This is a genomic window from Vibrio sp. Vb1980 (assembly GCF_033338615.1).
Lineage (GTDB): Bacteria > Pseudomonadota > Gammaproteobacteria > Enterobacterales > Vibrionaceae > Vibrio > Vibrio alginolyticus.
On the sequence record NZ_JAWOSZ010000002.1, the window covers coordinates 175,449 to 190,150 of the forward strand.

The 14,702-nt window shown below is 45.1% G+C and carries 11 protein-coding genes; 8 read left to right on the forward strand and 3 right to left on the reverse strand.

From position 1 onward, the window contains the following. The first annotated feature begins 151 nt into the window (after window positions 1-151). Complete coding sequence (locus R7F64_RS04015; RefSeq protein WP_213901066.1) at window positions 152-1,780, forward strand: methyl-accepting chemotaxis protein; 1,629 nt, start codon at window positions 152-154, stop codon at window positions 1,778-1,780. 125 nt (window positions 1,781-1,905) lie between these two features. Here the strand turns inward: R7F64_RS04015 and miaE are convergent, their stop codons facing one another. Beyond that, on the reverse strand, window positions 1,906-2,676 hold the full coding sequence (gene miaE, locus R7F64_RS04020) for a tRNA isopentenyl-2-thiomethyl-A-37 hydroxylase MiaE (protein ID WP_047100806.1): 771 nt from the start codon (window positions 2,674-2,676) through the stop codon (window positions 1,906-1,908). 97 nt (window positions 2,677-2,773) lie between these two features. After that, window positions 2,774-3,538 (reverse strand): hypothetical protein, encoded by a 765-nt coding sequence (locus tag R7F64_RS04025; RefSeq protein ID WP_005378247.1) that lies wholly within the window; start codon window positions 3,536-3,538, stop codon window positions 2,774-2,776. A 313-nt stretch (window positions 3,539-3,851) separates the two neighbouring features. Between R7F64_RS04025 and cysB the strand changes: the two genes are divergently transcribed. After that, complete coding sequence (gene cysB, locus R7F64_RS04030; protein ID WP_005378244.1) at window positions 3,852-4,826, forward strand: HTH-type transcriptional regulator CysB; 975 nt, start codon at window positions 3,852-3,854, stop codon at window positions 4,824-4,826. A gap of 53 nt (window positions 4,827-4,879) precedes the next feature. Beyond that, window positions 4,880-6,076, forward strand: a complete 1,197-nt coding sequence (locus tag R7F64_RS04035; protein WP_258623615.1) for a methyltransferase — start codon at window positions 4,880-4,882, stop codon at window positions 6,074-6,076. Window positions 6,077-6,169: 93 nt separating this feature from the next. Here the strand turns inward: R7F64_RS04035 and ald are convergent, their stop codons facing one another. Then, on the reverse strand, window positions 6,170-7,294 hold the full coding sequence (gene ald, locus R7F64_RS04040) for an alanine dehydrogenase (RefSeq protein ID WP_005378241.1): 1,125 nt from the start codon (window positions 7,292-7,294) through the stop codon (window positions 6,170-6,172). A 156-nt stretch (window positions 7,295-7,450) separates the two neighbouring features. Between ald and lrp the strand changes: the two genes are divergently transcribed. From lrp to serS, 5 genes are all read left to right on the forward strand, one after another. Further along, window positions 7,451-7,945, forward strand: a complete 495-nt coding sequence (gene lrp / locus R7F64_RS04045; protein WP_005378234.1) for a leucine-responsive transcriptional regulator Lrp — start codon at window positions 7,451-7,453, stop codon at window positions 7,943-7,945. Between the two features lie 152 nt (window positions 7,946-8,097). Continuing rightward, window positions 8,098-11,145: a DNA translocase FtsK 4TM domain-containing protein gene (locus R7F64_RS04050; RefSeq protein WP_213961811.1), complete on the forward strand. Its 3,048-nt coding sequence runs from the start codon at window positions 8,098-8,100 to the stop codon at window positions 11,143-11,145. 61 nt (window positions 11,146-11,206) lie between these two features. After that, window positions 11,207-11,833 (forward strand): outer membrane lipoprotein chaperone LolA, encoded by a 627-nt coding sequence (gene lolA / locus R7F64_RS04055; RefSeq protein WP_258623611.1) that lies wholly within the window; start codon window positions 11,207-11,209, stop codon window positions 11,831-11,833. Further along, window positions 11,834-13,189, forward strand: a complete 1,356-nt coding sequence (locus R7F64_RS04060) for a replication-associated recombination protein A (protein WP_038889531.1) — start codon at window positions 11,834-11,836, stop codon at window positions 13,187-13,189. A 91-nt stretch (window positions 13,190-13,280) separates the two neighbouring features. Next, the gene (gene serS, locus R7F64_RS04065; protein WP_005437179.1) at window positions 13,281-14,588 is read left to right on the forward strand and encodes a serine--tRNA ligase; all 1,308 of its coding nucleotides are present in this window, start codon (window positions 13,281-13,283) and stop codon (window positions 14,586-14,588) included. The last annotated feature ends 114 nt before the right edge of the window (window positions 14,589-14,702 follow it).

Consider the following 14,702-nt stretch of genomic DNA (forward strand, 5'->3'; position numbering starts at 1 on the left):
GTGATAAAACTATCAATTACTGGTCAAGATTTGATCTCTCAAGCCGATGTATATAAGAGCGTTCAATGATATCGAGCGCAAAAACAGTGTGTTTTAGAGGTTAAGCTTTCACTTAAGTGAGAGGTTTGGAAAGGCTGCGGGGAGAAAGTGCATGCGTATTAAAGACTTAAGTGTCGTAAAGAAAATATCGGTTAGTTATTTAACCGTTTTTGCCGTGTTTGGTTTAGTGTCAGTAATGTTGGTGCAAGGTTTGTTAACACTGAATAAAGACATCTCAGTGTTAACAGATAAAAGTTTACCTTCTGTTGCGATTTTGAAAGGTATCCAAGTTGATATTACTAAAGTGCGTAAAGATGAGTTCTCTTTATTGCCAAACGCAAATCACCCCAAAATTGGTGAGTGGTTAAAAGGCCTCGACCAATGGCGTTCTGATGTGCAGGCTGGTATTGCAGAATACGAAAAGCTCGACCTTAATAAGCGTGAAACGCAGTCTTTTAGCGTTTTTAAAGAAACTTGGAATCAATACATCAAAGAAACGAAGACTTACAACGCACTGCTAAGCCAAGGTGATGCTGAAAGTGCAAATGATGTGATTTTATCGAGTTTCGATACCTACTCAAAAGCGTTGAGCAGCTTGGATGATACCCTCGCGTTGAACGATGAGTTGGTGAATTTGATTGGTGAAGAAGTACAAAGTGAAGCGGCATTTACACAATACAGCGCTGCTGTTGGTGCGCTCGTCGTCGCATTGGTCATGGTAATGTCTGCCATGTTGCTTTCTCGAGTCATTTGCGGGCCTGTTGATCGAGCACTGGAATTCGCTTCCAAAATCGCCAAGGGTCAATTGAATAATCAAATCGACGAAAGCGAATTGAGCAAAGACGAGTTAGGAATGCTGCTCAAAGAGCTTGTCGGTATGCAAACAAACTTACATTCGTTGGTTTCTGAGATTAATGACTCAACGATTCAGCTAACGGCAGCAGTAGAGGAAGTGAGTGCTATTTCTTCTCAGACCGCCTCTGGTATGCAAAATCAACAAATTGAACTTAGCTCGGTGGCTTCTGCGATGACAGAAATGCAAGCTGCTGTAAGTGAAGTGGCACAAAATACCGAAGTTGGCGCAACCTCTGCTTATTCGGCTGCGGAAGTGGCAAAGCAAGGAACGGCGACGTTAAAACAAACTATCGCAGTAATTGAGCGTGTATCACATACGATCCAAGAGTCAGATGAACTGGCACGTGAGCTTGAATCGAGCTCAAACAATATCAATGTGGTCGTCGATGTGATCCGCGGGATTGCGGAGCAAACAAACTTGTTAGCACTGAACGCCGCAATTGAAGCCGCTCGGGCAGGTGAACAAGGACGTGGGTTTGCTGTTGTGGCAGATGAGGTTCGTTCTCTGGCGCAACGCACTCAAGACTCCACTTCACAAATTGTGGAAATTGTTAATCAACTACAAGAGAGCAGCAGTAAAATAGGGCATTCAAGCCGTGATTGTCAGGAGGGTATTTCTCAGTGTGTTGAGCAAGTTAATGACGCTGATAGCCAGATAAAAGAAATTGAACATTCTGTCGATAACATAGCGCAAATGAGCACACAAATCGCAACGGCGTGCAGTGAGCAGAATTCTGTATCCGAAGAGCTGAATCGCAGTGTGGAGCATATTAATAGTGCTTCAACAGAGATGGCTGAGGGAGCTTCACAAACGGCTGTGGCTTGTCAGCAGATCAGTAGCCTAGCGCACAACTTGAAAACTCGAATGGGTTCATTCCAGCTCTAGTTGTTGTGTTTCAGCTTTATTCCTAACCTCATTGCTACAATAAATAAGCCGGACGGAGTGTCCGGCTTATTTATTCTCTGTCTATATAAGTTCAGAGTATGCTCAACCTTGGGAGAATATGCTCGCTAGGCTGGAATACCACTGTGAAACTTAAAATCTGTATCTGGCGTAGAAATTAAATCTGCCTCGATACGTCCAAAGTAGGCGATGCGCTCGCTGATATCTTTGCCTGCGATTTGCTCCGCTAATACAAGATAATCCTGGTAATGGCGTGCTTCTGAACGTAATAAAGAAATGTAGAACTTTGCGATATCGTCATCCATATGTGGTGCTAGTTTGGCAAAACGCTCACAAGATCGGGCTTCGATGTACGCACCAATGATGAGTTTATCGATCAGCGTTTCCGGCTCATGAGTCTTCATATGCGAAATCAGTCCTTTAGCATAGCGACTTGCTGGAATATTTTTATACTCAATTCCACGACTTTCCATGATCTCTAAAACTTGATAAAAGTGGTGTAACTCCTCTTTTATCAAAAGCACCATCTTATCGATCAAATCTTGGCTGTATGGTGAGTCGGACTTAGCCATGATTGCCTTGGAAATATTGCTCTTGCCTTTTAAAGTTTCCAATGAGCCTACGTTACGGTAAGCAAAATCTTCGTAGGGCTTAAACCAGTCAAGTAGAGCATGTGAACTGGATTGGTCAACGGCATACTTACGAATTAAAAACATGGCAGATTGGCCAGCTTTTAGTTCGCACAGTAGGTGGTCTAACAAAATGGTTTGAAGGTTCTCTGGTTTCTTTGCTTCCTCTACCCATTCATCAGGTGTACTGCATTGCAGAAATTGGTTAATGGGAGCAAGAAGATCTTGATAGGCGTCTAGATTCATCATTTTAGTTTTAGTACTTCACATTTTTATTGGGCATATCCGTTGTCTTGCGGATAGAAAAAAGGCTGCAATTGCAGCCTTTCTTGACCTGAAGTGAATGTTACCACTTTTTCTTCTCGCCGAAGAGTGCTTCCATGTCATTGTCACGCTCTTTGTCAGCAATCTGCTGCATTTCGGCATCGCTTTTATCTTGGCGCTTTTTATCTAAGTCACCCAACATCTCTTCAAGCTTTTGTTTCGCTTGAATAGAATAAGGATCGCTCTTAGTGCTCAAAGCATCGATACCTTTACGCAGCAGTTGAAGCGCGGTGCCTGGTTGGCCACGAGCGATAGAGTCGTTTGCTCTTTTGATGACATTTTCAATGTTGATGCGAATTTGCATCGTTTCCAAGCGCGCATTTTCGGTGACGTAAGTCTGGGTATCCAATCGGCCTTTGTTGTGCTCGTTACGGATAGTGTCGCGAAGTCGTTTAACCAGCTTAAGCATGACGATAGCTTGTTTATCACTACTCGGCATCTTGAAAGTGGTACTCTCGCCAGTAGGGCCATTCTCTTTTAGCTGCGTAATCTGCTGCTTCATATTTTCGATACGTTGAGCAAGTTGCTTGTTCTTCGGGTCCAGCTCATGCATGCTCTCTAGCGCGTCAAGAATACGATTGTTTAGACACAGCAACAGCTCTTTACTAAAAGGGATATGGTGCGCATGACCAATCAACTCTTCAGTACCATCTATCAAGGCTACATATCGCGCTGATTCCTGCCTTTTTGCGGTTTCAACTTTAACCTTATATTGCAACATAATGTTATAGCCTAGGATTAACACCAGTAGGATGGCTACCAAAGCGATTATTAAACCAATATTCATATCTTTGCGTCTGCTTTACTTTTCTGCGGCTAGCGTTAAAGAATACATGAATCTTATCTTACTCGGCACCTTATTTGTTTGATTATTTTGTCTCTCCCACGTTTTAGTTACTGATAGAAGTCACATCATAGAACTTCGGTCATTTATTGGCTCAACTTTGTGCATATTGTTTCTTGCTTGAAGATTATTAGTATGTGATTGAGGTATAAGTTAGAAATTGCTGTTCATTTCGATTTGAACGCGTTATAACTAATTATTATATCGCTCGCTTGAGTGGCCAATAAACTCTCTCATGAATAAGTAAGGGATTACGATGAAACTGCAGCAGCTGAAGTATATTGTTGAGGTTGTAAACCATAATCTGAATGTATCTGCAACGGCGGAAAGCTTATATACCTCTCAGCCAGGTATCAGTAAACAGGTTCGGTTGCTGGAAGACGAGTTAGGCATTCAGATTTTTGAACGTAGCGGTAAGCACTTAACGCAAGTGACGCCAGCTGGAGAAGAAATTGTACGTATCTCTCAAGAAATTCTCGCTCGTGTAGAAAGTATCAAAGCGGTGGCTGGAGAGCACACCCATCCAGAAATGGGGACGCTGAATATCACCACGACACATACGCAGGCTCGTTATGCACTGCCAGATGTCATCAAAGGTTTTACTTCTCGTTATCCAAAAGTGTCGTTACACATGCACCAAGGTACACCGTCACAAATGTCTGAGGCGATAGCTAAAGGCACAGCGAATTTTGCGATTGCGACAGAAGCGCTTCACTTATATCAAGATGCCATCATGTTGCCTTGTTATCACTGGAATCGTTCAATAGTTGTGCCTAAAGACCACCCACTAGCGAAGAAAGACAAAGTAACGATCAGTGATCTTGCCGCTTACCCATTAGTCACTTACGTGTTCGGTTTTACTGGCCGTTCAGAGCTGGATACAGCATTCAACCGCGAAGGTTTAACCCCGCGAGTGGTGTTCACTGCAACTGATGCAGACGTCATTAAAACTTACGTTCGTATGGGTATTGGTGTGGGTGTGATTGCAAGCATGGCTGTGGATGAAGAGCAGGACGGTGACTTGATTGCAATAGATGCGAGCCATTTGTTTGGCGCGAGCACCACGAGCATCGGCTTCCGCCGTGGTACATTCTTACGCTCTTACATGTTCGATTTTATGGAGCGTTTTGCACCGCACTTGACGCGTCCAGTGGTTGAGCAGGCGATTTCGTTGAAGTCTAATGCAGAAATCGAAGAGATGTTTAAAGACATCGATCTTCCGGTCAGATAACACTTCATTGATGTTTCGATTCCCTCTACAATGCGCTCGTTGTAGGGGGAGCTATGAAAACGCAATTTCAATTTATTAATGACTGCTTAATCGAAAACCAATCTTTGTGGCGATTCGAGCCTTTTAAAAGCAGCATTCACACATCATTACCTTGGCAGGAGCAACATCCTCGACTGTGCCAATGGCTAGCGTCTCTTACTCCCTCTCAAATCGAAGAATACAAAGCAGCACCAGAACTCGCGTTAAAAGCACTTAGTCCGTTTTTGCCTGAGCTTGAACAACTCGCAGAACCGACTCATTTAGAGCTTTTGTCGTTAAACGGCTTGGAACTCGCTCGTGGTTTAGATAACGGTATTCCGGGACGTAAGTTGGAGCAAATTAGCTCGATGGGTGAAGCTGCAATTCAACAACACTGTGGCGAAGAATGGCTAGAATGGTGCTCAGGTAAAGGTTACTTGGGGCGAATCCTGACAACGCAAACCGATCAGCCTGTAACCAGCTTTGAATACCAACAAGCACTGTGCGATTCGGGGCAACAAGCAGCCAATGAACATCATTGGAAGATGACGTTTATTCAAGGCGACGCGTTTGATAGCAAAGCGAAAGCCGTGTTTAAGCCAACGCAACACGCAGTAGCACTGCATGCATGCGGTGACCTTCACGTTCGTCTAATGCAGTACGGCAGTGAAAATGGGATTGCTGCGATGACCATATCACCTTGTTGTTACCACTTGATTCAGTCGGAACAATACCAGCCGATGTCGGAATCGGGCAGGGCTTCTTCTCTCTCATTGTCTAAGCAAGAACTGCGTATCCCATTACAACAAACGGTGACGGGAGGAGAGCGCGTGCGTCGTCATCGTCAGCAGGAAATGATGTTTCGTCTTGGGTTTGATTTGATCACGCGACAAGCTTTGGGAATGGCAGAGTATCAGCCTGTGCCGAGTATCCGTAAGTCGCAATTAAGTGATGGTTTTGAAGCCTTATGTCGCTGGGCAGCGGAGCAAAAAGGCATTGTTCTTCCTCAAGAAATCGATTTCTCTCATTTTGAAAAGTTAAGCGAACAACGCTTCTGGCAAATGGAGAGAATGAGCTTAGTGCAACTTGTTTTTCAACGTCCGTTGGAGATCTGGCTCGCATTAGACAAAGTGCTTTATCTTGAAGAACGTGGTTACCGTGTTAGATTGTCAGAGTTTTGCCCTAAATCGGTCACGCCTAGAAATATTTTAATTTGTGCATATAAGATTTAGTTATTCTTTATAGCCAAACGCTCTATATGAAAAAGCCCACTTATGAGTGGGCTTTTGTAAACAAAACGTGACAAGTTATGTTTTATTTTGTCATTAATTAAACATAGCGATAGCTTGAGTTGGTTCAACGTATTCCAAGTCAAAGCTTTCTGCTACTTCTTTACACGTTACTTTTCCGTGAATAACGTTTAGACCTTCAAGGAAGCCTTTATCTTCTAGAAGTGCTTCGCGGTAGCCTTTATTTGCTAACTTCACGATGTATGGAAGTGTAGCGTTGTTGAGTGCAAATGTTGAAGTGCGAGCAACTGCGCCAGGCATATTTGCTACACAGTAGTGAACCACTTCATCAACGATGTAAGTTGGATCTGCGTGAGTTGTCGCGTGTGAAGTTTCGAAACAACCGCCTTGGTCAATTGCCACGTCAACCACTGCTGCACCAGGCTTCATCTTAGCAATGTGCTCTTTAGTGACCAGTTTAGGTGCTGCTGCGCCAGGAATTAGAACGGCACCGATAACCAGGTCCGCTTCTAGAACATGCTTCTCGATAGCGTCTTCAGTAGAATAAACCACTTTTGCGCGACCTTGGAATTCTTCGTCAAGCTTACGAAGTGTGTCTACGTTACGGTCTAGAATAGTGACGTCAGCGCGAAGGCCAACCGCCATACGAGCAGCGTTTGCACCAACAACGCCACCACCAACGATAACGACTTTTGCAGGTTCAACACCAGGTACGCCGCCTAGGAGTAGACCACGACCGCCGTGCGATTTTTCCAACGTTTGCGCGCCAGCTTGGATAGACATCCGACCTGCCACTTCTGACATTGGTGCTAACAGTGGCAAACGACCCATATTATCTGTTACAGTCTCATAGGCTATACAGACAGCTTTGCTCTTGATTAGCTCATCAGTTTGTGGAAAATCTGGTGCTAGGTGTAAATAAGTAAATAAAATTTGCCCTTCGCGGAGCATTGCTCTCTCTACTGCTTGGGGTTCTTTTACTTTTACAATCATGTCTGCTTGCGCAAATACGTCAGCAGCATGAGGGAGAATGGATGCGCCGACAGCGATGTAATCATCGTCTGAAAAACCAATGCCGGCACCTGCATTGGTCTCAACTAAAACTTGGTGACCATGTGAGATGAGTTCTCTCACGCTAGCTGGGATCATACCAACACGATATTCGTGATTCTTGATTTCCTTAGGTACGCCAATGATCATCCTGTATCCTCTTTCTATAATGGTTGTATTAACTGTTAGTAGGGTGTTATTGTCGAATTAATAACTAGTATAGTTATAGATTTGTAAAATTTGGCACCAAATATTAAAAAGTTGTAGTATATTTTTTTGCAAGGAAGTAATAAGGTGGAATAAAAAATGGCAGACAACTATAAAAAGCCGTCCAAGGAACTAGACCGTATCGACCGCAACATTCTTAATGAGCTGCAGAAAGACGGTCGTATTTCAAACGTTGAGCTTTCAAAACGTGTGGGACTTTCTCCAACGCCATGTTTGGAGCGTGTACGTCGCTTAGAGCGTCAGGGTTATATCACAGGGTATACTGCATTATTGAATCCGCAGTTCCTGGATGCATCACTATTAGTATTCGTTGAGATTACGCTAAACCGTGGTGCGCCGGATGTGTTTGAGCAGTTTAACTCAGCTGTTCAAAAGCTAGACGACATACAAGAGTGTCATCTTGTTTCAGGTGACTTTGACTATCTTCTTAAAACCCGTGTATCAGATATGGGTGCTTACCGCCGACTATTGGGCGATACGTTACTACGTCTACCTGGCGTAAATGACACTCGCACATACGTTGTTATGGAAGAAGTGAAACAATCTAACCAGCTTGTGATCAAAACTCGTTAATTTCTTGCAAAGAAAGCGGTATATGCTTCCGCTTTCGCCAGAGAGTAATTGGGTTTTTCTCCTTGATATGGTTAAATCAATTTACCGAGCGGCTTGATGCCGCTCGGAATGTTTTGCAATTTCCTATTTCATTTCCATATTCAAGTTGATTTATGTTCAAAGAGAACGCAAAGAAAGTCGAAACCATTATCAAAACCAGTGAAGAGCCCCAGTCTTCACGCTTAAATGGCTTCCAACGCTTAAAAGAGTGCTGCTTTATCGTTGGCGTTCTTAGCTCGGTATTGCTTGCGGTTGCACTATTTACCTTCAGTCCGGCCGATCCTTCTTGGTCCCAAACCGCATGGGGAGGGGATATCGATAATGCTGGTGGCCTTTTCGGCGCTTGGCTAGCCGATACTCTATTCTTCACATTTGGCTCTCTCGCTTACCCAATCCCTTTCTTGCTAGCGGCGGCTGCATGGGTGATTTGCCGTAAACGAGGAGAAGATGAGCCAATTGATTTCATGCTATGGGGTACAAGGCTGCTCGGTCTGGTCGTCCTTATTATGACCAGTTGCGGTCTTGCCGATATTAATTTTGATGACATTTGGTATTTTTCATCCGGAGGTGTGGTCGGGGATGTGTTGTCTAGCCTCGCTTTACCTACATTGAATGTACTCGGTACCACATTGGTATTGCTGTTCTTGTGGGGAGCGGGCTTTACGCTCTTCACTGGCATCTCATGGCTTAACATCGTGGAATGGCTTGGTGATCGTGCGTTAGCACTAATTGCCGCGCTTGCAAATAAGGCAAGAGGTTCAGAGCAGGAAGTTTTAGAACCTCAGCTTGATGAGTTTGTAGAAGACAAAGTCTCTACGCCTAAACATAATGTAGACCATGAAATTGATGATGAGCCGCTTCCTCATTTAACGGCGTACGATGTCGATGAACCGAAAGAGTCGGCGCCAGCGCATGAGTACCCTATTTATATGCCGCAAGCTAAACCTGATAAGCCTGCAGAACAGGCGATGGTAGAACCGACGCCACCACAACGCAAGGCTACGGTTAATGCTGCGCCAGTCTATTCTGAACCTGAGCCTCAAATACAACCTATCCATACGGTTAACACGGATAACGTTGATCCGCTCTTGGAACGCACCAAGCAACTGAATGTTACGATAGAAGAGCTTGAAGCAGCGGCGCAACAAGCAGATGACTGGGGAACTGAAGAACAGGCTACCCCATCATTTGCAGACACTTATTCTTCCTATGTCGAGCAACATACAGCTACAGAAGAACCGATCAGTGTTGAACCAGATTATGCGGAGTACGAACAATTTGAAGCAGAGCAAGTACAGCCGCCAAGTATTGAGCATCCTGTACATGAAGAGCCTGCAATTGATTCTGCTGTATTAGATAGCATCACGGCGCAAACAGAGTCGAGCCAACATATTGAGCCTACGATCTCTGACTTTGATGTGTTAGATGATGAAGACGAAGTGGAATCTCAGCCTGCACAGCAAGCACAGCCAACAACGCCTCATCAGCAAGTTGCAACACCTTCAACAACATTTGAACCTGCACCTCAAAAAGTGGAGGTGGAAGAGGTCCAAGACAACGACCAAGATGTTACCGCATTCCAAGATATGGTTTCCAATGCGCAAGCCAAAGTCGCTGCAACACAGAACCCATTTTTGGTACAGAAAGAAGAAAACTTGCCAGTTCCGGAAGAGCCACTCCCAACGCTCGAGTTGCTTTATCATCCAGAAAAACGTGAAAACTTTATCGACCGTGATGCGCTAGAGCAGGTCGCTCGATTGGTAGAGAGCAAACTCGCTGACTACAAAATCAAAGCCGATGTGGTTGGTATTTATCCTGGTCCAGTGATCACTCGTTTTGAGCTTGATTTGGCGCCAGGGGTGAAAGTAAGTCGTATTTCTGGTCTTTCAACTGACTTAGCGCGTGCATTGTCTGCGATGGCGGTACGTGTTGTGGAAGTAATCCCTGGCAAGCCTTACATCGGTTTGGAACTGCCAAACATGAGTCGTCAGACGGTCTATTTATCTGATGTCATCAGTAGCCCTCAGTTTGAGCAAGCAACGTCACCAACAACGGTTGTGCTAGGTCAAGACATTGCGGGCGAAGCTGTGGTGGCAGATCTTGCGAAGATGCCTCACGTGTTAGTAGCAGGTACAACAGGTTCTGGTAAGTCGGTGGGTGTGAACGTGATGATTTTGAGCATGCTGTATAAAGCAGGTCCAGAAGATGTACGCTTCATCATGATTGACCCGAAAATGCTAGAGCTTTCTATTTATGAAGGTATCCCTCATCTTCTTTCTGAAGTTGTGACTGATATGAAAGACGCATCAAATGCTCTGCGTTGGTGTGTGGGCGAGATGGAACGTCGTTACAAATTGATGTCGGCATTAGGTGTACGTAATGTGAAGGGCTTCAACGAAAAATTGAAGATGGCAGCAGAAGCGGGCCACCCAATCCATGACCCGTTCTGGCAAGAAGGCGACAGCATGGATACTGAACCGCCATTGCTAGAAAAGCTGCCTTACATCGTCGTTGTTGTTGACGAATTTGCTGACCTGATGATGGTGGTAGGTAAGAAAGTTGAAGAACTGATTGCTCGCTTGGCGCAAAAAGCGCGTGCGGCAGGTATTCACTTAATTCTTGCGACTCAGCGTCCATCGGTTGACGTTATTACCGGTCTAATTAAAGCGAACATTCCAACTCGTGTTGCGTTTACGGTATCGACTAAAACGGACTCTCGTACAATCCTAGATCAAGGCGGCGCAGAATCACTACTTGGTATGGGTGATATGTTGTATCTACCGCCGGGATCAAGTCATACAACTCGTGTTCACGGTGCATTTGCATCAGATGATGATGTTCATGCTGTTGTAAACAACTGGAAAGCGCGTGGTAAACCGAACTACATTGAAGAGATCATCAGTGGAGATCAAACTCCAGAAAGTCTATTGCCTGGTGAGCAAATGGAAGCGGATGAAGATGTAGACCCGCTCTTCGATCAAGTTGTTGAGCACGTGGTTCAATCACGTCGAGGTTCGGTTTCCGGTGTTCAGCGCCGATTTAAGATAGGTTACAACCGTGCCGCCCGTATTGTAGAGCAGCTTGAAGCGCAGGGCATCGTAAGTGCTCCGGGTCATAACGGTAACCGTGAAGTACTGGCACCTGCGCCACCAAAAGATTAATGAACTTGTTTTACTCACCTCAGTCCAACTGAGGTGAGTGGTTCTAATAATAGGTATCTGAATGAAAAAACTATTTTCAGCGAAACTTTTCTCTGCGCTTGTTTTAAGCTTTTCCCTCTTTTCTACCGCACACGCAGCATCTCCTAAAGATGAATTAAACAAACGTCTTTCTATGAATGATGGCTTTAGTGCAGATTTCTCTCAGCAGGTTATCAGCCCTGAAGGCGAAACGGTTATGGAAGGAGAAGGTACGGTTGAAATTGCCCGCCCAAGCCTGTTCCGTTGGAGTACAACATTCCCTGATGAGAACCTATTGGTCTCTGACGGTAAGACATTGTGGTACTACAGCCCATTCATCGAGCAAGTGAGCATCTACTGGCAAGAGCAAGCAACAGAGCAAACGCCATTTGTTTTGCTAACGCGTAACCGAGCAAGTGATTGGAATAACTACAAAATATTTCAAAAAGGTGACCAGTTTACTCTCATTCCTACCGCAGTAGACTCCACACAAGGTCAATTCCAGATTAATATTGATGCCAAAGGTGTCGTGAAAGGCTTCAACGTGGTTGAGCAAGACGGCCAAAAAGGTTTGTTCACCTTTAACAACGTGAAGCTGGGTAAACCAAAAGCAGACAGATTCACATTCACAATTCCAAAAGGTGTGGAAGTGGATGACCAAAGGAATTAATTGGTAGTGAGTAATTACACATTAGATTTCTCGGGGGACGAAGATTTTCGTCCCCTTGCTGCTCGTATGAGACCGGAAACAATCGAGCAATACATTGGACAGCAGCACATTTTAGGCCCTGGTAAGCCACTGCGCCGTGCGCTAGAGGCGGGTCACATTCACTCTATGATCCTTTGGGGACCACCAGGCACAGGCAAAACGACATTAGCGGAAGTGGCTGCAAACTATGCCAATGCTGAAGTAGAGCGCGTGTCTGCCGTGACGTCTGGTGTGAAAGAAATTCGTGCTGCAATCGAGAAAGCACGTGAGAACAAAATGGCGGGCCGCCGCACCATCTTATTTGTGGATGAGGTGCATCGCTTCAACAAATCTCAACAAGATGCGTTTTTACCGCATATCGAAGATGGCACGGTTACCTTTATTGGTGCGACGACAGAAAACCCATCGTTTGAGTTAAACAACGCATTGCTGTCACGTGCACGTGTCTACAAGCTAACGTCTCTCGATAAAGATGAAATCTCACTGGCGCTGAATCAAGCGATCAGTGACAAAGAGCGTGGCTTGGGCAATACACCCGCACATTTCGCTGATAACGTATTAGACCGCCTAGCAGAACTGGTCAACGGTGATGCTCGCATGTCTCTCAATTATCTTGAGCTGCTCTACGACATGGCAGAAGACAATGCGCAAGGTGAAAAAGAGATCACGCTTAAGTTGCTTGCGGAAGTAGCAGGGGAGAAAGTCTCTCGCTTTGATAACAAAGGTGATATCTGGTACGACTTAATCTCTGCGGTCCACAAATCCATTCGTGGTTCAAACCCGGATGCGGCGCTTTACTGGGCTGCACGTATGATTGCAGCGGGATGTGATCCTCTTTACATTGCCCGTCGATTACTTGCGATAGCATCGGAAGATGTCGGCAATGCGGACCCTAGAGCCATGCAAGTGGCACTCTCCGCGTGGGACTGTTTTACGCGCGTTGGTCCAGCAGAAGGTGAACGTGCGATTGCACAGGCGATCGTGTACTTAGCGTGTGCGCCAAAAAGTAATGCGGTATACGTGGCGTGGAAACAAGCGCTCACGGACGCTCATAACTTACCTGAATATGAAGTGCCGCATCACCTTCGAAATGCACCAACCAGTTTGATGAAAGACATGGGTTACGGTGCAGAGTATCGTTATGCTCACGATGAGCCTGGTGCTTACGCAGCAGGTGAGCAATATTTGCCGCCTGAAATGGGCGATCGTAGGTACTATCAGCCGACAAATCGTGGTCTGGAGACCAAAATCGGCGAAAAGTTAGATTACTTGGCTACTTTAGACGCAAATAGCCCACAAAAGCGCTATGAAAAGTAGGCGTTTTTGGATACATTTGTTTAGTAAATTTTTTTAACGCGTACGCTTGGAAAGTGCGCGTGATTTCACAACAAAAAGCATAGGATTAACAATGCTGGATTCTAAATTACTTCGTACAGAGCTGGATGAAACAGCTGCTAAACTGGCGCGTCGTGGCTTTAAGCTAGACGTAGATACTATTCGTAAACTTGAAGAACAACGTAAGTCCATTCAAGTAGAAGTAGAAAATTTACAATCCACGCGTAACTCCATCTCCAAGCAAATCGGCCAAAAAATGGCGGCTGGCGACAAAGAAGGCGCAGAAGAGATCAAGAAACAAATCGGTACGCTAGGTAGCGATCTTGATGCGAAGAAAGTTGAACTTGAGCAAGTAATGGCTCAACTAGACGAATTCACGCTTTCTGTACCAAACATCCCAGCAGATGAAGTGCCAGATGGCAAAGATGAAAACGACAACGTTGAAATCTCTCGTTGGGGTGAGCCAAAGTCTTACGACTTCGAACTGAAAGATCACGTTGACCTAGGCGAAATGGGCGACGGTCTAGACTTCGCAAGTGCAGTTAAGATCACTGGCGCACGTTTCATCGTGATGAAAGGCCAATTCGCTCGTCTACACCGTGCAATCGCTCAGTTTATGCTGGATCTTCACACTGAAGAGCACGGCTACACAGAAATGTACGTACCTTACCTAGTAAACTCTGACAGCCTATTCGGTACTGGTCAGCTTCCTAAGTTTGGTAAAGATCTTTTCCACACTGAGCCGCTAGTAGAAAAAGTAAACGACGAAGAGCCACGTAAACTGTCTCTAATCCCTACTGCAGAAGTACCTGTAACGAACCTAGTTCGTGACACGATTTCTGACGAAGCGGATCTACCAATTAAGATGACAGCGCACACGCCATGTTTCCGCTCAGAAGCAGGTTCTTACGGTCGTGACACTCGTGGTCTGATTCGTATGCACCAGTTCGACAAAGTTGAGCTAGTACAAATCACTAAGCCAGAAGATTCAATGAACGCACTAGAAGAGCTAACAGGTCACGCTGAGAAAGTTCTACAACTTCTTGAGCTTCCTTACCGTAAAGTGGTTCTATGTACAGGTGACATGGGCTTCGGCGCTCGTAAGACTTACGACCTAGAAGTTTGGGTTCCTGCTCAAGAAACTTACCGTGAAATCTCTTCATGTTCTAACATGTGGGACTTCCAAGCTCGTCGTATGCAAGCGCGTTTCCGTCGTAAAGGCGAGAAGAAACCTGAGCTTGTACACACGCTAAACGGTTCTGGTCTAGCTGTAGGTCGTACAATGGTTGCTATCCTAGAAAACAACCAAGAAGCAGACGGCCGTATTGCAATCCCTACAGTACTTCAGAAGTACATGGCGGGCGCAACGCACATCGGTTAATTCATTAACCACTAGAACACCAAAACCCAGCCTTAGTGCTGGGTTTTTTGTTATCTGCGTCGAGTGAAAATTGATTATTACTAAGCTGCAATAGTGTTTTCGAATTTACCCTAA

Excerpts from the sequence above, each read along its gene's own strand:
- R7F64_RS04015 (WP_213901066.1), top strand. The coding sequence starts at position 152 with ATGCGTATTAAAGACTTAAGTGTCGTAAAGAAAATATCGGTTAGTTAT.
- miaE (WP_047100806.1), bottom strand. The coding sequence starts at position 2,676 with ATGATGAATCTAGACGCCTATCAAGATCTTCTTGCTCCCATTAACCAA.
- R7F64_RS04025 (WP_005378247.1), bottom strand. The coding sequence starts at position 3,538 with ATGAATATTGGTTTAATAATCGCTTTGGTAGCCATCCTACTGGTGTTA.
- cysB (WP_005378244.1), top strand. The coding sequence starts at position 3,852 with ATGAAACTGCAGCAGCTGAAGTATATTGTTGAGGTTGTAAACCATAAT.
- R7F64_RS04035 (WP_258623615.1), top strand. The coding sequence starts at position 4,880 with ATGAAAACGCAATTTCAATTTATTAATGACTGCTTAATCGAAAACCAA.
- ald (WP_005378241.1), bottom strand. The coding sequence starts at position 7,294 with ATGATCATTGGCGTACCTAAGGAAATCAAGAATCACGAATATCGTGTT.
- lrp (WP_005378234.1), top strand. The coding sequence starts at position 7,451 with ATGGCAGACAACTATAAAAAGCCGTCCAAGGAACTAGACCGTATCGAC.
- R7F64_RS04050 (WP_213961811.1), top strand. The coding sequence starts at position 8,098 with ATGTTCAAAGAGAACGCAAAGAAAGTCGAAACCATTATCAAAACCAGT.
- lolA (WP_258623611.1), top strand. The coding sequence starts at position 11,207 with ATGAAAAAACTATTTTCAGCGAAACTTTTCTCTGCGCTTGTTTTAAGC.
- serS (WP_005437179.1), top strand. The coding sequence starts at position 13,281 with ATGCTGGATTCTAAATTACTTCGTACAGAGCTGGATGAAACAGCTGCT.